15 protein-coding genes are annotated in these 16,155 nt (G+C 65.7%); 6 read left to right on the forward strand and 9 right to left on the reverse strand.

Features of this window, described 5'->3' with window-relative positions:
* Positions 1 to 115 precede the first annotated feature (115 nt).
* From GU920_RS19365 to pyrH, 7 genes are all read right to left on the reverse strand, one after another.
* Entirely contained in the window at positions 116 to 253 is a 138-nt protein-coding gene (locus GU920_RS19365; RefSeq protein ID WP_201744152.1) for a hypothetical protein, read from the reverse strand.
* Positions 254 to 395: 142 nt separating this feature from the next.
* Positions 396 to 1,733: an RIP metalloprotease RseP gene (gene rseP, locus GU920_RS15060; RefSeq protein WP_161767889.1), complete on the reverse strand. Its 1,338-nt coding sequence runs from the start codon at positions 1,731 to 1,733 to the stop codon at positions 396 to 398.
* Positions 1,724 to 2,920, reverse strand: a complete 1,197-nt coding sequence (gene dxr / locus GU920_RS15065; RefSeq protein WP_161767890.1) for a 1-deoxy-D-xylulose-5-phosphate reductoisomerase — start codon at positions 2,918 to 2,920, stop codon at positions 1,724 to 1,726. The genes rseP and dxr overlap by 10 nt, the downstream gene beginning before the upstream one ends.
* A 7-nt stretch (positions 2,921 to 2,927) precedes the next feature.
* A complete protein-coding gene (locus GU920_RS15070) occupies positions 2,928 to 3,863 on the reverse strand; it encodes a phosphatidate cytidylyltransferase (RefSeq protein WP_161767891.1) in 936 nt (311 codons plus the stop codon).
* Positions 3,860 to 4,537, reverse strand: coding sequence for a polyprenyl diphosphate synthase (gene uppS / locus GU920_RS15075; RefSeq protein WP_235933317.1), 678 nt, complete (start codon positions 4,535 to 4,537; stop codon positions 3,860 to 3,862). The genes GU920_RS15070 and uppS overlap by 4 nt, the downstream gene beginning before the upstream one ends.
* 121 nt (positions 4,538 to 4,658) lie before the next feature.
* Positions 4,659 to 5,225, reverse strand: a complete 567-nt coding sequence (frr, locus tag GU920_RS15080; protein WP_161767893.1) for a ribosome recycling factor — start codon at positions 5,223 to 5,225, stop codon at positions 4,659 to 4,661.
* 142 nt (positions 5,226 to 5,367) lie between these two features.
* Positions 5,368 to 6,102, reverse strand: coding sequence for a UMP kinase (pyrH, locus tag GU920_RS15085; protein WP_161767894.1), 735 nt, complete (start codon positions 6,100 to 6,102; stop codon positions 5,368 to 5,370).
* Between the two features lie 44 nt (positions 6,103 to 6,146).
* Between pyrH and miaA the strand changes: the two genes are divergently transcribed.
* The 6 genes from miaA to GU920_RS15115 all read left to right on the forward strand — a co-directional run bounded on the left by miaA (position 6,147) and on the right by GU920_RS15115 (position 14,694).
* Positions 6,147 to 7,157 (forward strand): tRNA (adenosine(37)-N6)-dimethylallyltransferase MiaA, encoded by a 1,011-nt coding sequence (gene miaA, locus GU920_RS15090; protein ID WP_161767895.1) that lies wholly within the window; start codon positions 6,147 to 6,149, stop codon positions 7,155 to 7,157.
* Positions 7,158 to 7,344: 187 nt separating this feature from the next.
* Positions 7,345 to 8,166, forward strand: coding sequence for a helix-turn-helix domain-containing protein (locus GU920_RS15095; protein ID WP_161768116.1), 822 nt, complete (start codon positions 7,345 to 7,347; stop codon positions 8,164 to 8,166).
* A 299-nt stretch (positions 8,167 to 8,465) separates the two neighbouring features.
* The gene (locus tag GU920_RS15100; protein WP_235933321.1) at positions 8,466 to 10,115 is read left to right on the forward strand and encodes an ABC transporter substrate-binding protein; all 1,650 of its coding nucleotides are present in this window, start codon (positions 8,466 to 8,468) and stop codon (positions 10,113 to 10,115) included.
* 109 nt (positions 10,116 to 10,224) lie between these two features.
* Positions 10,225 to 11,310 (forward strand): ABC transporter permease, encoded by a 1,086-nt coding sequence (locus tag GU920_RS15105; protein ID WP_161767896.1) that lies wholly within the window; start codon positions 10,225 to 10,227, stop codon positions 11,308 to 11,310.
* Positions 11,311 to 11,322: 12 nt separating this feature from the next.
* Complete coding sequence (locus tag GU920_RS15110) at positions 11,323 to 12,489, forward strand: ABC transporter permease (RefSeq protein WP_161767897.1); 1,167 nt, start codon at positions 11,323 to 11,325, stop codon at positions 12,487 to 12,489.
* Positions 12,490 to 12,606: 117 nt separating this feature from the next.
* Positions 12,607 to 14,694 carry a dipeptide ABC transporter ATP-binding protein gene (locus GU920_RS15115; protein WP_161767898.1) on the forward strand — a complete coding sequence of 696 codons (2,088 nt, stop codon included), beginning with the start codon at positions 12,607 to 12,609 and terminating at the stop codon, positions 14,692 to 14,694.
* Between the two features lie 212 nt (positions 14,695 to 14,906).
* Here GU920_RS15115 and GU920_RS15120 read toward each other — a convergent pair whose 3' ends face one another.
* Positions 14,907 to 15,509, reverse strand: a complete 603-nt coding sequence (locus tag GU920_RS15120; protein WP_161767899.1) for a lytic transglycosylase domain-containing protein — start codon at positions 15,507 to 15,509, stop codon at positions 14,907 to 14,909.
* A 61-nt stretch (positions 15,510 to 15,570) separates the two neighbouring features.
* Positions 15,571 to 16,131 carry a helix-turn-helix transcriptional regulator gene (locus GU920_RS15125; RefSeq protein WP_161767900.1) on the reverse strand — a complete coding sequence of 187 codons (561 nt, stop codon included), beginning with the start codon at positions 16,129 to 16,131 and terminating at the stop codon, positions 15,571 to 15,573.
* Between the last annotated feature and the right edge of the window lie 24 nt (positions 16,132 to 16,155).

The raw sequence follows: 16,155 nt of genomic DNA on the forward strand, positions 1-16,155 counted from the left end.
TCGAACGCCCCTGTCGTGTCCCGCATTGCCCTGGCCCCGCCTTTAACAAAGTCTTGTGCTCTGACTACTCGGAAGCGCAGGACTTGTCAAAAGGCTGAGGCCGTTTTGACAGATTTCAGTAGCCGATCAGGGTCGAGCCGAGGAAGGCCCCCGCCATCAGCCCGGCCACCATCGTGCCGACCGTAAAGATACGGTCCGTATTCAGCACCATGATCAGGGAAAGACCACGATAGCCCTTGTTAAACGTCCGCATGATCCAATCTCCGTCCCGGTCTGCAGGGTGACAGCTAGGGTCGGAATGTGGCGCGAGTTTGGCCCGCGCCCGGCAGTTTCAGGACGCAAGGCGCCACGCAGCCCAACCGGCACGCCGCTTGCAACCGGGGCCTTTCGCCCCTTCAGGGGCAGAACAGATCGTTGCTCAGCGCGAAGACCATCAGCGTCAGGATCGCCGCCAGCCCGATCGACATCAGCACCCGCAGCGCCTTGGCATTTGGCGGTTTGCCCGCCACCGCCTCATAGGCGTAGAACACCAGATGCCCGCCATCCAGCACCGGCACCGGGAACAGGTTCATCATCCCCACCGCCGTCGAAAGCATGGCGATGAACCAGATGAAATTCGTGATCCCCGCGCTGGCCGCCGCGCCGGATGTTTCGGCAATCCCGATGGGGCCGCGCAGGTTGCACGATGAAATCGCCCCCGTGATCATGTGCCAAAGCCCCGAAAGCGAGGTGGTGGCGATATCCCAGCTTTGCGTCGCGCCAAGCCCGATGCTTTCCAGCACACCCGGAACCCGCGTTTCGGGATCGAAATACAGCGCCCCCGTCAATCCGATCAGCCAGCGTGTCTCGAACCCGCCCTCGGGCAGGGGCAGATCCACCCGGCGCGGCTGCAAATCCAGCGTGATCTCCTCGCCCCCGCGCATCAGCGTCAGCCGCAATGGCCCACCATCCGACGCCCCCACCACCTCGCGCAGTTGCGCGAATGTCGTGACCGGCTGGCCATCCACCGCCGTCACGATGTCGCCCGCCTGCACGCCCGCCTCAGACGCCGCCGAATCCGGCTGCACCGTCTCCACCAGGGGCGGCAGCGGATGCGAGTCGGTCACCTCAAGCGTCTGGCCGCCCCGCTCTACCCGGTAGGTCGTCTCTGCCGCCGTGGGCAAAGCGGCGGCCGCCGCCATGAAGGCCGGAAAATCCGGCGTCTCCTGCCCCCCCAGCGCGATGATCCGGTCCCCCGGCTCCAGCGCCGTGGCGATGCCCGGCACGGGCTTCACCGTCCCCACCGTCGGCGCATCCGTCGCCACGCCAGACAACAGGAAAATGCCCGCGAAAACCGCAATCGACAGGATAAAGTTGAACACCGGCCCCGCCGCCACCGTCGCCGTCCGCGCCCAAAGCGGCGCGCCCTGCATCGTCGCCCGCCGCTGTTCGGCGGTCAGGTCGCCCAGATCCTCCACATGGCCTGCCGAGGCCGCGTTGGAATCCCCCATGAACTTCACATAGCCACCCAAGGGCAGCGCCGCCAATTGCCAGCGCGTCCCCCGCCTGTCCACCCGCGACCAGATCACCGGCCCAAAGCCCAGCGAGAATACCTCCGCATGGATGCCCGACCAGCGCCCCACGATGTAATGGCCGTATTCATGCACAAAGACGATGATCGACAGCGCCAGCACAAAGGCCAGGATCGTATAGGCCAGCCCGCCAAAGCTCGGGATCAGGTTGATCAGTTCCACGCGCGCCCACCTTCTTTGCGTTTCAGGGCCAGTTCACCCGCCCTCGTCCTTGCCAGATGGTCCATCGCCAGCACGTCTTCAAGCGTTCCCACCGGCGATGTCAGCGCCACCTCGGCCGACAGCCGCTCCAGCGTGTCCTCGACCACCGCCGCCATGTCCAGAAATCCGATCCCGCCCGCCATGAAGTGATCCAGCGCGATCTCCTTGGCCGCGTTGAACGCCGCCCCCGCAAGCCCGCGCAGTGCCATCACCTCGCGCGCCAGCCGCAGCGCCGGAAAGCGCCGGTCATCGGGCGCCTCAAAGCTCAGGCTGCCCAGCCGCGCCAGATCCAGCCGTTCCACCGGGATATGCCCACGGTCCGGCCAGTGCAGCGCAAAGCCTATTGCGTGCCGCATGTCGGCCGGCCCCAGATGCGCCATCACGCCGCCATCGCGGAACCCCACCAGCGCGTGCACGATGCTCTGGGGATGCACCAGCACCTCGATCATCTCGGGCGGAAAGCCGAAGAATTCCCGCGTCTCGATCAATTCCAGCGCCTTGTTGAACATCGACGCGCTGTCGATGCTGATCCGGTTGCCCATCGACCAGTTGGGATGTGCCTTTGCCTCGGCCACCGTCGCGCGCGCCAGCCGCTCCAGCGGCCAGTCGCGAAACGGCCCGCCGGATGCCGTGATGATCACCCGCTCCACCGCGCCGGCATCTTCGCCCGTCAGGGCCTGAAACACCGCCGAATGTTCGCTGTCCACCGGCAGGATCGTCGCGCCATGCGCCGCCGCCGTCGCCATCAGCAAGGGCCCCGCCGTCACAAGGCTTTCCTTGTTGGCCAGCGCCAGGGTCCGCCCGTGGCGCAGCGCGCGCATCCCCGGCACCAGCCCCGCCGCGCCCACGATCCCGCTCATCACCCAATCGGCAGGGCGATCCGCCGCCTCGGCAAGCGCCGCCGCGCCCGCCGCCGCCTCGACGCCCGATCCCGCCAGCGCCGCGCGCAGATCGGGCAGCAGCGCCTCATCCGCCGTCACCGCCACCTCGGCGCGCAGTTCCCGCGCCATTTCGGCCAAGCGGGCCACGTTGCGCGCCCCTGTCACCGCCACGGTACGATAGGCCGCAGGCCCCCCCGCCCGCTGGATCAGGTCAAAGGTGCTCTCCCCGATAGAGCCGGTCGCCCCGAAGATGGAAATCGAACGCATGGACATCTCAGCCGATCGGAAGATCCTTGAAGAACAGCCCCAGCGTCATGACCAGCACGGTCGCCCCGATCAGCGCATCGAACCGGTCCAGCAGGCCGCCATGCCCGGGGATCAGGTTTGAACTGTCCTTCACCCCCGCCCGCCGCTTCAGCCAGCTTTCCACGATGTCGCCCATCTGCCCCGCCAGGGCGATGAGCGGGGACAGGATCACCAGCACCCAGCCGCCAAAGCCCGCCAGCACGAAGCCAAGCCCCACCACCGCCGCCCCGATCCAACCCGCGATGGTGCCTGACCATGTTTTCTTGGGGCTGACCTTGGGCCAGAACTTCGGCCCCCCCACATAACGCCCCACGAAATAGCCCAGCACATCCGATGTGATGACGATGATCACCAGCCACAGGATGCCGATCGTCCCCGATTCCTCGCGGAACTCCACCAGCCCGTAGCCCGCCACCATGATCGCCGCCGCATAGATCGCCGCGATCTGCCGGTCGCGGCGCGGCGTCAGCGCCAGCGCCAGCGCAGGCACCATCAGGAAGGCCGCCGCCAGATCCGACCGCAGGACGAGGGCCGCCGCCAAAGCGCCGCCCGCCACCCCCCACAGGACAAGCGGCCGGTTCTTCTGCTGCGGCGCCGTCATCTGCGCCAGTTCCCAGATCATGCCCGATGTCAGCAGCACAATCAGCGTGGCAAAGGAACCGCCCCCCAGCCAGATCTCTGCCGCCCCGATGGCGATCATCACGATGGCCGATACCACGCGCGGGCGCAGATCGTCCCACCGCCCGATCACCGCGGCGAGTGTCGGCTCCGGCGGCTTGTAATCCTCGGTCTCGACCTGCGGCGCGGCGTCGGGTGCGGCGGCCCGATCGGCATCCGCCGACGCCGCTGCAAGATCCGGCCCCGGCTGCGGGCCGGGGTCGCTGTCGCCGTCCCCCCCCGTCATTCGCCCGCCACGCCACCAAAGCGGCGTTCACGATTGCCATAGGCACCCATGATCAGCGCAAGGTCCTGCGCACTGAAATCCGGCCACAAGGTGGGTGTGAATTCGTATTCCGCATAGGCCGCCTGCCACGGCAGGAAATTCGATGTCCGCGTCTCGCCGCTGGTGCGGATCACCAGATCGGGATCGGGCAGATCGCCGGTGTCCAGCCGCGCCGAAATCAGCGCCTCGTCCACCGCTTCTGGCGCAAGCAGGCCCGCCGCCACGTCGCGCGCGATCGCGCGCATGGTCCGGGCGATCTCATCCCGCCCGCCGTAATTGATCGCCACCGTCAGGTTCAGCCGCCCTCCATGCGCCGTGCGCGCCTCGATCCCCGCCATCATCTTCTGCAGCTTCGGATCCAGCCGGGTGCGATCCCCGATGAAGCGCAACCGCACGCCTTCCACCGACAGCCGATCCGCCTCGCGCTCGATATAGCGGGCAAAGATCGCCATCAGACCCAGCACCTCTTCGGTGGACCGTTTCCAGTTCTCGGTCGAGAACGCGTAGATGGTCAGCCAGCGGATGCCCAGATCCGGGCAGGCGCGCACGATCTCGCGCACCCGTTCCGCCCCGCGCCGATGGCCCACAAGACGCGGCCATCCGCGCGAGGTGGCCCAGCGTCCGTTCCCATCCATGATGATGGCGACGTGCTCCGCAGGGCGGGGCCGGCGCTTCGGATCGGTGGTGTTGCCTGTGCCCAAGCCCTGCTCCCCCCACACACAGCCAGACAGGGCACCCCGCCCTGTCCGCGCCATGTCAGACCTGCATGATTTCCGCCTGCTTCTGTTCCAGCTGCTTGTCGACCGCGGCGATCGCCTTGTCGGTCAGGTCCTGCACCTCGTCCGACCACATCTTCTGGTCATCCTCAGACATGCCCGCCGCCTTGGCCTTCTTGATCTGGTCCATCCCGTCGCGCCGCACGTTGCGGATCGCCACCTTGGCGCTTTCGGCATATTGCGCCGCCACCTTGGTCAGCTCCTTGCGGCGCTGCTCGTTCAACTCCGGGATCGGCAGGCGGATCAGCGGCCCGTCGGTGACCGGGTTGATGCCCAGCCCGCTTTCGCGGATCGCCTTCTCGATCTTGGCGATCATGCCCTTGTCCCAGACATTGATCACCACCATGCGCGGCTCGGGCACGTTCACCGTGCCAAGCTGGTTGATCGGCGTCATCTGCCCATAGGCATCCACCTGAATGGGCTCAAGCATCTGCGCCGAGGCCCGCCCCGTGCGCAGCGACGCGAATTCCGTCTTCAGCGCATTCATGGCGCCATCCATGCGCCGCTGCAGCGCATCGAGATCGATGTCGAGATCGTCAGCCGACATAGGGTCTTCCTTCCTTCTCCAGCCCGCGCCCACCTCTGGGACCGGGGCCGTTCGTTGCTCTATACCAGAGCCTTACCGCAACGGAACAGGTAGAATGGCCGGAACTGCGGGTCCACGCGCCCGCCCGGCCTGCCGTGCCGGGTCAGCCCTGCACGCGGGTATAAGTGCCCTGCCCGCTCAGGATGCCGCGGAACCCGCCCGGCTCGTCCAGCGAAAAGACGATGATGGGCAGGTTGTTGTCGCGCGCCAGCGCGATGGCCGAGGCATCCATCACCCCCAGATGCTTGGCCAGACATTCATCATAGGTGACGGTCTCATAGCGCGTGGCATCGGCGTGCTTCTTGGGGTCCTTGTCATAGACTCCGTCCACCTTGGTGCCCTTGAAGATCGCCTGACAGGCCATCTCGTTGGCACGCAGCGTGGCCGCCGTGTCGGTGGTGAAATAGGGGTTGCCCGTTCCGGCCGCAAAGATGCAGACGCGCTTCTTCTCCAGATGCCGCACGGCGCGGCGGCGGATATAGGGCTCGCAGACCTGATCCATCGGAATCGCGCTGATCACCCGGGTGAACACGCCCACCTGTTCCAGCGCCGATTGCATCGCCAGCGCGTTCATCACCGTGGCCAGCATCCCCATGTAATCGGCCGTCGTCCGCTCCATCCCCTGGGCCGACCCTGCCAGCCCGCGAAAGATGTTGCCGCCCCCGATCACCATGCAGATCTCGACGCCCAGATCATGCACCGATTTCACCTCGCGCGCGATCCGCTGCACCGTTGGCGGATGCAGGCCGAACCCCTGATCCCCCATCAGCGCCTCGCCCGAGATCTTGAGCATCACGCGGCTGTAGGTGACCGCAGCGTCAAGACCCGGTTTGGACATGGAGGACCCCGCTTAATGCTATATCAGTTGGACTGCGGCGCAAAATGTATGAAAAGCGCAGCAGGTTCAACCGGGATCGACAGCCCCCCCGCCGGGGAGGGCGCCCCGCCCTCCCCGGACCCCTCCCCTGCGCGGACGGCGTGCCGCGCGGCCAAGCTGAAACCGAAAGGACCCGCCCCGCCTTGCGCTTCGACATCTCCACCCTCTCGCGCGAGGCGCCCGTCCTGATCGCCGGCCCCACCGCCAGCGGCAAATCGCAGCTTGCCATGGACATCGCCGCCCGCGACGGGCGGATGATCGTGAACGCCGATGCACTGCAGGTCTATGACCGCTGGCGCCTTCTGACCGCGCGGCCCAGCCCGCAGGACGAGGCCGCGCTTCCCCACGCCCTTTATGGCCATGTTCCAGCGCAGGCGACCTATTCCGTCGGCCACTGGCTGCGCGAAGTGGCGCCCCTCCTTGCGCGCCCCGTTGTCATCGTGGGCGGCACCGGCCTTTACCTTTCGGCCCTGACCGAAGGTCTGGCCGATATCCCGCCCACGCCCCCCGCCATCCGCGCCGAAGCCGACCACCGCATCGCCACCCAGGGCGCCGCCGCCCTGCTGGCCGAACTGGACCCCACTACCGCCGCCCGGATCGACCGCCTCAACCCTGCCCGCATCCAGCGCGCGTGGGAGGTGCAGGCCGCCACCGGGCGCGGCCTTGCCGCCTGGCAGGAGGAAACCGCCCCCCCGCTCCTGCCCCTGTCGCAGGCCGAGGCCCTGGTCCTTCGCCCCGATGTGGACTGGCTCAACACCCGCATCGACCGCCGTTTCGACCAGATGATCGCCCAAGGCGCGCTGGACGAGGCGCGCGCCGCCCTTCCCGGCTGGACGCCCACCCTGCCCTCGGCCCGCGCCATCGGCGCGCCCGAACTCATCGCCCATCTGCGGGGCGATCTGTCCCTGCCTGATGCCATCGCCGCGGCAAAGACCGCCTCCCGCCAATATGCCAAACGCCAGCGCACATGGTTCCGCTCGCGCATGGGCGGCTGGCGCGGCATCACGCTGCCCTGATCCGTCGCCGCGCGCGCCCGCGCGCCCCGCGCCCCCGTCGGATGCGCGCGGCAGAACTGCAACAACCCGAGGTTATCAACAGACTTCTTTCGCCTTGTGGATAACTCCACGCCTTTGCCATTTTTTTGCTTGGGTTCGTTGCGATAGGATGGCAATGATTTCTGAAGAACGCGACGAAAGCCCAAGTATGCACGACGAAAACCACTCAGCGGCCGGGTCGGGCTTGGCGGGCGGGGAACCCCGTCTGCTGGCGATTCCGCGTCTGGCCGCAGGTGGCCGCTGGCGGGTGGAGGCGATGCGCGCCATCTCGGAACCGTTGCTTTTGTGGTTCACCAAGGGGCAAGGCCGCATCACCGTGGCGGGCGTCACGCGCGGCTACACCGCGCACAACGCCATCTTCATCCCGGCAGGCGTAATGCACGGCTTCGAGGTCGGCCCGCAGGTCTTTGGCAATGCGATGTTCTTCGGCAAGGATTGCGGCATCCCGCTGCCCGCCACGCCGCAGATCCTGCGCATCCGCGAAGTGCACGCCCAGCAAGAGGCGAATGTCATCTTCGACATGATACTGCGCGAGATGAATTCCGACAGCCCCGCCCATGAACGCGCCACCCGCCATTACATGGGCCTTCTGGGCGTCTGGCTGGAACGGCAGGTCGCCAAGGCCGCACCCGAACAGACCAAACCCGATGCCGCGCGCCGCCTCGTCGCCCGCTACACGGCCCTGATCGAACGCGATTTCCGGACCGGCGCGGGCGTGGGCGATTTCGCCGCCGCGCTGGGCGTGACCCCCACCCACCTGTCGCGCTGCTGCCGTCAGGCCTGCGGGCGTTCCGCCATCACCATCCTGCAGGACCGCCGCATCTTCGAGGCGCGCCGACTTCTGGCCGAAACCCGGATGCCCGTGGGCGAAATCGGTGCCAGCCTCGGCTTCACCTCGGCCGCCTATTTCACGCGCGCCTTCCAGCACCTGACCGGCAAATCCCCCACCGAATTCCGCCGTTCGCTCTGACAGCGGCACCGACACCGCGCCCCCCGCCGACACCGGCGGCGGGCGTTTTTGGCCTGTCTAAGGGTTGCACTCCCGCCCAAAGTCTGGAACCGTCAGAGATATGTCGCGATCAGGCAACGAACTGGCGAATCCAAGCGTTGACGGAACGCCGAAAAAGATGCGCTATGGTGTTTACGCATGCTGCGTGACGGCTTTTTCGGGGGCTTCCCCGTCCTGAAAATGACAGGACGGCCCCGATCAACCGGAACGCGAAACCGCCATAACAAAAACAACACGACTGCCAATTCAGGGAGACCGAAATGAAAGACACGCTCGACACCGCCGTTCTGCATCCGGCGGCCAGAATGTATGCCGAAGAGGTCCGTCAGGGCCTGCTGTCGCGCCGCGAATTCCTCGCCCGCACCACCGCGCTCGGCGTCTCTGCCGCGGCCGCCTACGCCCTGATCGGCGCCGACGCCCCCGCCATGGCGCAGGACACCCCCGCGATGGGCGGCACGCTGCGCATGTCGATGGAGATCAAGGCGTTGAAAGACCCGCGCACCGCCGACTGGTCGCAGATCGCCAACGTCACCCGCGGCTGGCTGGAATACCTTGTCGAATACAACAATGACGGCTCCATCCGCGGGATGCTGCTGGAATCGTGGGAGGCCAATGCCGACGCGACCGAATACACGCTCAAGGTCCGCCCGGGCGTGAAATGGAACAACGGCGAGGATTTCACCGCCGATGACGTGCTGCACAACTTCACCCGCTGGGGCGATGGCAGCGTCGAGGGCAACTCGATGCCGGGCCGCATCACCAACCTTGTCGATGCCGAAGCCAAGACCCTGCGCGAAGGCGCGGTCACCGTGGTCGATCCGCTGACGGTGAAGCTCACCCTCAGCGCGCCGGATGTCAGCCTGATCGCAGGCCTTGCCGACTATCCCGCCGCCGTCGTCCACAAGACCTATGAAAACGGCGATCCGACGCAGACCCCGGGCACCGGCCCCTATTTGCCCGAAACGGTCGAGGTGGGCGTGCGCGCGCATCTGGTCAAGAACACCAACCACACCTGGTGGGGCACCGCCGTCTATGGCGGCCCGTATCTCGACCGGATCGAATATACCGACCTCGGCACCGATCCTTCGGCCGAGGTGAACGCCGCCGCCGCGGGTGAGATTGACGCCACCTATCAGTCCACGGGCGAATTCATCGAACAATTCGATGCACTGGGCTGGACCAAGTCCGAAGCCGTGACCGCCGCGACGCTGGCCGTCCGCTTCAACCAGCTGGCCGAAGAATACAAGGACGTCAACGTCCGCAACGGCCTGATCAAATGCGTGGACAACAACGTCGTCCTCGAACTGGGCTATTCGAACCTCGGCAGCGTGGCGGAAAACCACCATGTCTGCCCGATCCATCCCGAATACTATGCCCTGCCCCCACTGACGGCCGATCCGGCCGCCGGCAAGCAGATGGTCGTCGATGCGGGCAGGGGTGATTTCGAGTTTGAACTGATCTCGCTCGATGACAGCTGGCAGGCTGCGACCTGCGACGCCATCGCCGCGCAGATCCGCGACGCGGGGCTCAACATCAAGCGCACCGTTCTGCCGGGCTCGACCTTCTGGAACGACTGGCTGAAATACCCCTTCTCGGCCACCGAATGGAACATGCGTCCGCTCGGCGTCCAGATCCTGGCGCTGGCCTACCGCTCGGGCGAAGCGTGGAACGAGGCGGCCTTCTCGAATGCCGAATTCGATGCCGAACTGGCCAAGGCGATGTCGATTTCCGACGCCAAGGCACGTTCGGAAGTGATGAAGCGTCTGGAAGAGATCATGCAGGAACAGGGCGTCATGGTGCAGCCCTACTGGCGCTCGATCTACCGCCACTTCGACCCCAAGGTGAAGGGCGCCGACATGCACGCCACCTTCGAACACCACCACTACAAGTGGTCGATCGCGGCGGCTTGATCGCCCTGCCCACGACACAGCACGCGCGGAGGCCCTTCCCCGCGCGTGCAGCCGTCATCCGCCAATCCTGACCATCGCCTGCGATCCCATGACCGGGAAAGGATGAGCCATGCTCATGTTCGTGCTGCGACGCATCGGCGTCATGATCCTGACCGCCATCGCGCTCACCTTCATCGTCTTCTACATGACGAACCTGCCGCCGAACCTCGAGAAACTCGCCAAGTCCGAGGCATCGGTCCGCATGGATGATGACGCCGTCGCCAGCTGGCTCGAACGCAACGGCTATGGCGGATCGGTCTTCGTCCGCTATGGCGAATGGCTGGGCGTGATGCCCGGCTGGACCCTGACGGACGAGGACGGCACCACCCGCGGCCGCTGCATCGCCGAAGGCACCGATCCGGCCGCAGCGCCCACCTTCTGTGGCCTCCTTCAGGGAAATTGGGGCTTTTCCACCGTCTTCAAGCAGCCGGTGACCGAGGTGCTGGCCCGCTCGCTGGGTGCCACCGGCTGGCTGATGCTCTGGGTGATGATCGTGATGGTGCCCTCGTCTCTCCTCCTTGGCGTGCTGTCCGGTATGCGCGAGGGCAGCCGCACCGACCGCGTGCTCTCCACCTTCGCCATCACCACCACCGCCACGCCCGAATATGTCTCCGGCGTGATCCTCATCGCCCTTCTGGCCTCCGCCACCGCCGGCATCTCGCCCATCCTTGCCGATGCAGGCTGGATCTCGGGCAAGACGCTCTTCCCCGGCACCGCCACCTCCGCCATGGATGACATCACCTTCTGGAACTTCTTCCTGCCCGTGATGACCATCGCGCTTTACGGCATCGGCTACATCGCCCGCATGACCCGCGCCAGCATGACCGAGGTGATGACCCAGCAATACATCCGCACCGCCCGGCTGAAAGGCGTGGGCTTCCGTCAGGTCGTGATGCGCCACGCGCTGCGCAACGCGCTCATCGCGCCCTTCACGGTGATCATGCTGCAATTCCCGTGGCTTCTGAACGGCGTGGTGATCGTGGAAACCCTCTTCAACTACAAGGGCTTCGGCTGGACGCTGGTCCAGGCCGCAGGCAACAACGACATCGACACCCTGCTCGCCTGTTCGGTCGTCGCCGTCTTCGTCGTGCTGGTCACGCAGCTGATCTCGGATATCGGCTACGTCTTCCTCAACCCCCGCATCCGTCTCGCGTAAGGAAGGCCCAGAATGGACGACGCACTTTCCTGGGGCTCGATCTTCCTGCGCATCGCCGCGCAGCTCCTGCCGGTCTGGGTGGCCCTCATCGCCACCTTCGCGCTCTCGATGCAGTTCAAGCGCCGCCTCGGCCTCTATGGCCGCATCTTCGACAGCCCGGTGGGGATGACGGGTTTTGGCCTTGTGATGTTCTGGGTCTTCACCGCGATCTTCGCCAACTGGATTATCACCCATGATCCCTTGGCCCAGTTGTCGGGGATGAAGAACATCGCCCCCGGCGCCCCCCTCGCCGACCCGGCAGAAGGCGCCTATCCCTATTACCTCCTCGGCGGCGACCACCTCGCCCGCGACGTCTTCAGCCGCATGATCATGGGCGCACGCGAGGTGCTGAAAATCGCCCCCGCCGCCACCGTCATCGCCTTCATGGTGGGCATCACGCTGGGCCTGCCTGCGGGCTATCTGGGCGGCAAGCTCGACACCACGATCAGCTTCCTGTCGAACCTCGTCCTCGCCTTCCCGGTGATCCTGCTCTTCTACCTGCTGGTCACGCCCGAAATCCGCGTGACCGGCATTCCCATCGTGCTGGCCGCGATCCTGTTCATCTTCCCCGTCATCTTCCTCGTCATCCTCTTCAACTCGCGCTTCTTCACCACACCGGCCAAGCGCAACCTCTATGTGGGCCTCACCCTCCTCTTCGGGCTCTGGGCCTATTCCGGCCTCGCCTTCAACGCCGATCCCTTCGGCGTCTGGTCGATGGACCCGAACATGCTCAACGTCTTCGTCTCGGTCGTCTTCGTGAACTCGCCTGGCGTTTTCCGCATCGTTCGCGGCATGGTGATGGACATCAAGACCCGCGACTATGTCGCCGCCGGCCAGACCCGCGGCGAAGGCCCGTGGTACATCATGCTCTGGGAAATCCTGCCCAACGCCCGCGGCCCCCTGATCGTCGATTTCTGCCTTCGCATCGGCTACACCACGATCCTGCTCGGCACGCTCGGCTTCTTCGGCCTCGGCGTCACACCCGAATCCCCCGACTGGGGCTCGACCATCAACTACGGCCGCCGCCTCCTCGCCATCGCCCCCCACCCGGCAGTGGTCCCCGCCTTCGCCCTCATGTCGCTCGTCCTCGGCCTCAACCTTCTGGCCGACGGCCTGCGCGAAGAAAGCATGAAGGACTGATCGGCATGACACAGCGCGCCAGCCGCCCCTCCTCCTTCCCCGTTGTGCAATTATCCCACGGGGGTCCGGGGGTGTGAAACCCCCGGTCCCGCAGCCAGCCAAAAGCGCGAGGCCAGAATGTCCGACACCACCTGGGACCCGTCCAAACCCATCCTGGAAATCGAGAACCTCTCGATCTCCTTCTTCACCCGCCTGCGCGAAATTCCCGCCGTGATGGATTTCTCCTGCACCGTGATGCCGGGCGAGGCGATGGGTCTGGTGGGCGAATCCGGCTGCGGCAAATCCACCGTGGCGCTGGCCGTCATGCGCTACTTGGGCAAGAACGGCCGCATCACCGGCGGCTCCATCCGGTTCAAGGGGCGCGACCTGACGAACATGGACGATGAGGAACTCCGCAAGATCCGCGGCTCCGAAATCGCCATGATCTATCAGGAACCGATGGCCAGCCTGAACCCGGCCATGAAGATCGGCGCGCAACTGGCCGAGGTGCCGATGATCCACCAAGGCATGTCCAAGCAGGACGCCTGGAAACTCGCCCGCCAGATCGTGGCCGATGTCCGCCTCCCCGATCCCGACCGCATCATCAACGCCTATCCGCATCAGCTGTCCGGCGGCCAGCAGCAGCGCATCGTCATCGCCATGGCGCTGATGTCGAAACCCGCACTCCTGATCCTCGACGAACCCACCACCGCGCTTGATGTGACGGTGGAGGCGGGCATCGTCGATCTGGTCAAGGATCTGGGCGAAAAATACGGCACCTCAATGCTCTTCATCAGCCACAATCTCGGCCTCGTGCTGGATGTGTGCGACCGGCTCTGCGTGATGTATTCGGGCGAGGCGGTGGAGACCGGCAATGTCGAAGAGGTCTTCGACAAGATGCGCCACCCCTACACGCAGGCGCTCTTCCGCTCCATCCCGCTGCCCGGGGCCGACAAGAACGCGCGCCCCCTCGTCGCCATCCCCGGCAACTTCCCCCTGCCGCATGAACGCCCGAAGGGCTGCAATTTCGGCCCGCGCTGCGACTACTTCATCGAAGGCCGCTGCAACGCGCAGGATGTGGCCATGGTCCCGGTGCCGGGGGATGACCGGCACGAAACCCGCTGCCTCCGCTCGACCGAGATCGACTGGCACGCCCCCCTCGCCGCCGCCAAGGTGACGGAAAAGACCGAGGTCGGCCGCGTCGTGCTGAAACTCGATGACCTGAAGAAATACTACTCCGTCTCCGGCTCTGCCTTCGGCGGTGGCGTGGGCAAGGTCGTCAAAGCCAATGAGACCCTCACCTTCGAGGCGCGCGAAGGCGAAACCCTCGCCATCGTGGGCGAATCCGGCTGCGGCAAGTCCACCTTTGCCAAGGTCCTGATGGGGCTGGAAACCGCCACCTCCGGCCAGATCATGCTGTTTGACGAAAACGTCCAGAACACGCCCATCCAGATGCGCGATACGGGCACGATCTCAAAGCTGCAGATGGTGTTCCAGAACCCCTTCGACACGCTCAACCCCTCCATGACGGTGGGCCGCCAGATCATCCGCGCGCTGGAGATCTTCCAATACGGCAATTCGGATGAGGAACGCCAGGCGCGGATGCTGGAACTCCTCGACCTCGTGAAACTGCCCCGCGCCTTTGCCGACCGGATGCCGCGTCAGCTTTCGGGCGGCCAGAAACAGCGCGTGGGCATCGCGCGGGCCTTCGCGGGCGGGGCCAAGGTGGTGGTGGCCGATGAGCCCGTCTCGGCGCTGGACGTGTCGGTTCAGGCCGCGGTCACCGATCTGCTGATGGATATCCAGCGCAAGAACAAGACGACGCTGCTCTTCATCAGCCACGACCTGTCCATCGTGCGCTACCTGTCAGACCGGGTGATGGTCATGTATCTGGGCCATGTGGTCGAGATGGGCACCACCGAGCAGGTCTTCCAGCCGCCCTACCACCCCTATACCGAGGCGCTCCTCTCTGCCGTCCCGATCGCCGATACCCGCGTGCAGAAACAGCGCATCGTGCTCGAAGGCGATATCCCCTCGGCGGTAAACCCGCCCCCGGGCTGCCCGTTCCAGACGCGCTGCCGCTGGAAATCCCGCGTCGCGGGCGGGCTGTGCGAAAGCGAGGTGCCACCGGTGCGGATGCTGGAGGGCGGGCATCAGATCAAATGCCACCTGCCCGATGACGTGCTGGCCAGCATGGAACCCGTCATCAAGATCGCTGCGGAGTAAGCGAATTCTGACGCAGATTTGGTGCCGTTTCCTGCCCACAGGAAACGGATCCCACCCGGTATGAATCCGGAATTTGCGCCAAATCCCGATGCGATATTTGCGTCAGAGATCGCCCTCAGATCCGATTCGCAGGGCCGAAATTCTTCGAAGAATTTTGCAAGAATTTTCGAAAGTTCTTGCCCGCGCCCGCCCGAAAGCGCTGCGCGGCGACCCTAGCCGAGGATCGCCTTCACATAATTCTCGGTCTCGGCATAGGGCGGGATGCCGTCATGCGTCTCCACCGCCATCGGCCCAGCATTATAGGCCGCCAGCGCCAGCCGCCATGATCCGAACCGGTCATACATCATCCGCAAATAGCGCGCACCGCCGTCAAGATTCTCTTCCGGGTCGTTGATATCGACCCGCAGCAGCCGCGCCGTATCGGGCATCAGCTGGGCCAGCCCGGTCGCGCCCTTGGGGCTGACCGCGCCCGCGTTCCACCCACTCTCCTGCTGCACCAGCCGCAGGAAAAGGTCCTCGGGGATGTTGTGCCGCCGCGCTGCCGCCTTGGCCACCTCAAGGAATTCCCCCTTGTAGTTGCCGCGGAAGGCCGGCAGCGGCCCCTCGTCCTCGTCATCCTCGCTCTTGGGCTTCAGCCGTTCGGAGCCGGAATACTGTTTGGCGAGGCGGCCATCGAGCAGTTCCTTTTGCCGCTCAAAGATTGCCGTCCGCGACATGCCCGATCCGGACAGCGTCAGACCATCGGCCAGCACCGCCCCCGAAGGCAGCGCCGCCCAGACCGCGACCAGTGAGCCAAGACCGAACCGACGCATCATCCCACCCGGAAAACCAACCGGGCGGAGACTATAGGATCAGGCCCCCGCTTGACCAGACCCTTCATGCCGATCCGTCGCGGATCCCGCCGTCCCGCGCGGCAGGCGCCGCCACTGCCCCCGGCAGGGGCACCATGCCCAGCCGCGCTGTCGCGCTCTCGCCGGGAAGCAGGGGCGCGTTCAGCAGATCCTCGATCAGCACGCTCACCAATTGCCCGCGCCCCTGCACGCCCGCCTTGCGGTAGATGGCGTTCAGATGCGTCTTCACCGTGCCCTCGGCCGATCCCCGCATCGCCGCGATCTCTGCGATCGAACAGCCCTTGATCGTAAAGGCCGCCACATCCGCCTCGGAAGGTGTCAGCCCCCATTCGCGGAAATAGGCCTCCATCAGCGCGCCCAGCGCGCCCGCCGCCACGCCCAGAGACCGCTCCATCACCGCCTGCCGACGCAGCAGGTCAAGCAGCAGCCGCACCTCGAAGACCAACCCCACGAACAAGCCCAGCGTCGCCCCGAGTTCGGGCAGCATATGCGCGAGGGTAACGCCGCCCTCGGCAAAGTCCTCGACGATATCCACCACGAAGAAGGCCGAACACAGCAGCTGGAACGCGATCAGCGCCATCAGCATCCGGGGCCCCCGCGCGCCGGACCT

This window comes from Paragemmobacter ruber (genome assembly GCF_009908315.1).
Taxonomy (GTDB): Bacteria; Pseudomonadota; Alphaproteobacteria; order Rhodobacterales; family Rhodobacteraceae; genus Paragemmobacter; species Paragemmobacter ruber.

Coding starts and splice junctions, on each gene's coding strand:
- GU920_RS19365 (WP_201744152.1), bottom strand. CDS start 253: ATGCGGACGTTTAACAAGGGCTATCGTGGTCTTTCCCTGATCATGGTG.
- dxr (WP_161767890.1), bottom strand. CDS start 2,920: ATGCGTTCGATTTCCATCTTCGGGGCGACCGGCTCTATCGGGGAGAGC.
- GU920_RS15070 (WP_161767891.1), bottom strand. CDS start 3,863: ATGACGGGGGGGGACGGCGACAGCGACCCCGGCCCGCAGCCGGGGCCG.
- uppS (WP_235933317.1), bottom strand. CDS start 4,537: ATGGATGGGAACGGACGCTGGGCCACCTCGCGCGGATGGCCGCGTCTT.
- frr (WP_161767893.1), bottom strand. CDS start 5,225: ATGTCGGCTGACGATCTCGACATCGATCTCGATGCGCTGCAGCGGCGC.
- pyrH (WP_161767894.1), bottom strand. CDS start 6,102: ATGTCCAAACCGGGTCTTGACGCTGCGGTCACCTACAGCCGCGTGATG.
- miaA (WP_161767895.1), top strand. CDS start 6,147: ATGTATGAAAAGCGCAGCAGGTTCAACCGGGATCGACAGCCCCCCCGC.
- GU920_RS15095 (WP_161768116.1), top strand. CDS start 7,345: ATGCACGACGAAAACCACTCAGCGGCCGGGTCGGGCTTGGCGGGCGGG.
- GU920_RS15100 (WP_235933321.1), top strand. CDS start 8,466: ATGAAAGACACGCTCGACACCGCCGTTCTGCATCCGGCGGCCAGAATG.
- GU920_RS15105 (WP_161767896.1), top strand. CDS start 10,225: ATGCTCATGTTCGTGCTGCGACGCATCGGCGTCATGATCCTGACCGCC.
- GU920_RS15110 (WP_161767897.1), top strand. CDS start 11,323: ATGGACGACGCACTTTCCTGGGGCTCGATCTTCCTGCGCATCGCCGCG.
- GU920_RS15115 (WP_161767898.1), top strand. CDS start 12,607: ATGTCCGACACCACCTGGGACCCGTCCAAACCCATCCTGGAAATCGAG.
- GU920_RS15120 (WP_161767899.1), bottom strand. CDS start 15,509: ATGATGCGTCGGTTCGGTCTTGGCTCACTGGTCGCGGTCTGGGCGGCG.
- GU920_RS15125 (WP_161767900.1), bottom strand. CDS start 16,131: ATGCTGATGGCGCTGATCGCGTTCCAGCTGCTGTGTTCGGCCTTCTTC.